The sequence below is a fragment of the Streptomyces rubellomurinus genome (assembly GCF_000961885.1).
GTDB lineage: Bacteria > Actinomycetota > Actinomycetes > Streptomycetales > Streptomycetaceae > Kitasatospora > Kitasatospora rubellomurina.
Genome location: NZ_JZKH01000073.1, coordinates 1 through 2,221, shown reverse-complemented (window position 1 = coordinate 2,221; position 2,221 = coordinate 1). Strand labels below are relative to the sequence as shown.

The following is a 2,221-nucleotide window of genomic DNA, read 5'->3' as shown; positions in this document are numbered from 1 at the left end:
GAGAAATCGGTAGAACCTTTCTCCGGGGCGTTCCTGGAACACCGCGCGGAACCGGTCGACGAGTGTTTCGGTCCTGCTCTCCGGTAATTCCGCCGCCGGGAAGCGGCCCGCAGAACCTGACACCTGATTCATGTCGCGATCACTGAAGTGCATTGCCTGCCTCGGAAATCGAAGTTTCCCCATCAATGCCTGTCGCGGTGCGGGTAGAAGCAATCAGTCGAAGGTGGCATTCAGGTGACGACTTGTGGATACCGACATGACGTCTGGTTGTCGGCATGGTTAACCGTCGTGTGTCCGAAGCGGGAAGTCAAGGGGGCGTACGTTCACATCCTGACGCCCCGACCGCGAATTCCCGCAGGTCGGAGGAGGCCTCCGTCGGAACTGCCGGATCACCCTCCGACCGGTTCCGCGCGGTGGGGGCCGCATCCCGGCCGACTCGGGGCCGCGGCCCGCCGGCGGGCGGCGCCGGACAATTCGCCCGAACCGGGCCGGAGTTGGCGCCGGATTGTCAAGTGCGGCGCTTCGCGGCCGGAGGACTCCGGTTCTCGATCGAGAGCCGCGCGAATGCGGACCTCATTCATCCCGGGAAATGCGCGCGCGTAGATTCCGGAAACGGCGAGAAGGCGGCACGGGGGTACGGCGGTCGAGCCGGTGACGCAAAAGAAAGGATTTAGTCGCGCCCGGCGGGCAGCAAAGCGGTGAACTCCGTCCGCCCCGGTCGGCTGGCCAGTCGGACGGAGCCGCCGTGCGCGTCGACCACGGCCCGCACGATGGCCAGGCCCAGGCCGGTGCTCCCGGCGGAGCGGGTGCGGGAGCGGGCCGGGTCGCCGCGGACGAAGCGCTCGAAGACCCGCTCGGCGAGCCGCGGCTCGATGCCGGGCCCGGTGTCGGTGACGCCGAGCGCGATCCAGGGGCCGTCCGGGGTGAGCCGGAGCGTCACCTCGGTGCCCTCGGGGGTGTGGGCGGCGGCGTTCGCCAGCAGGTTGGCCACCACCTGGCGCAGCCGGTCGGCGTCGCCACGCACGATCACCGGTTCCTCGGGCAGGTCGAGCCGCCAGCGGTGGCCGGGGGCGGACGCGCGGGCGTCCGCGGCGCCGTCCAGGGCGAGTCTGGTGAGGTCGACCTCGTCGTCGGCGAGCGGGCGCCCGGCGTCCAGCCGGGCGAGCAGCAGCAGGTCCTCGACGATCGCGCCCATCCGGCGGGACTCCGCCTCGATCCGGCCCAGCGAGTGCCGGACCTCCGGCGGCACCGGGCCGGGGTGGCGCAGCGCCAGTTCGGCGTGGCCGCGCACGGTGGCCAGCGGGGTGCGCAGCTCGTGGCCGGCGTCGGCGGCGAAGCCGCGCAGCCGTTCCTCGACGAGATGGCGCTGCGCCAGGGCGTCCTCGACGTGCCCGAGCATCCGGTTGAACGCCGAGCCGACCCGGCCGACCTCGGTGCGCGGGTCCTCGTCCGGCACCCGTTCGGAGAGCGCGACCGCGCCGCTGGCCAGGGAGAGCGCGCTGACCCGCTCGGCGGTGCCGGCTACGCGCTCCAGCGGGCGCAGCGACAGCCGCACCCACAGCGTGCCGGCGATGCCGGTGGCGGCCAGCGCCACTCCGAACACCAGCAGTTCGACCATCACGAGCTTGTGTACGGTCGCGTCCACCGGGCCGGTGGGCAGGCCGGTGACCAGGACGTCGCCGTCCCGGCCGGCCGCCGCCCGGACCCGGTAGCCGCCGAGGGCGGAGAGCCGGACGCCGTGGGCGGAGCCGTCCGGCGGCAGCGCGGCCAGGTGCCGGCCGTCGACGGCGGTCAGGGCGACCTTGTCGTCGGTGTCGGCGGGCCGGTCGCCGGAGGCCACCTCGGCGTCGTCGGCGTCGCCGTCGACCACGCCCGCGGCGGTGACCCGGCCGTCGAGGAGCCGGGCGCCGAAGGTGCCGGGGGCCTGGGCGCGGGTGTCCGCGCCGGCGTCGGGTCGGCCGGGGGCGGGGATCCCCGTACCGGGGGCACCCGCGGCGTGCTCAAGGCTGGCGGCGTACCGGGCGCCGGCCTGCGCGAGCTGCTGATCCAGCCGGCCGACCAGGAAGTGCCGCAGCAGTTCGGCGGTGGCCAGGCTGACCCCGCCGCAGGTGAGCAGCAGCAGCGCGAGCACGCCGGCGATCAGCCGGGCGCGCAGCGTCCGGGGCCGGCGGCCGAAGCGGCGGCCCGCCCGGCCGGCCCGGCCCGCCCGGCCGGCCCGGCC

At 74.6% G+C, this 2,221-nt stretch carries 1 protein-coding gene; it reads right to left on the bottom strand.

The window, feature by feature from the left end; all coding sequences use genetic code 11:
- Positions 1–670: 670 nt before the first annotated feature.
- On the bottom strand, positions 671–2,155 hold the full coding sequence (locus VM95_RS28095; protein WP_045701850.1) for a sensor histidine kinase: 1,485 nt from the start codon (positions 2,153–2,155) through the stop codon (positions 671–673).
- Positions 2,156–2,221: the final 66 nt, after the last annotated feature.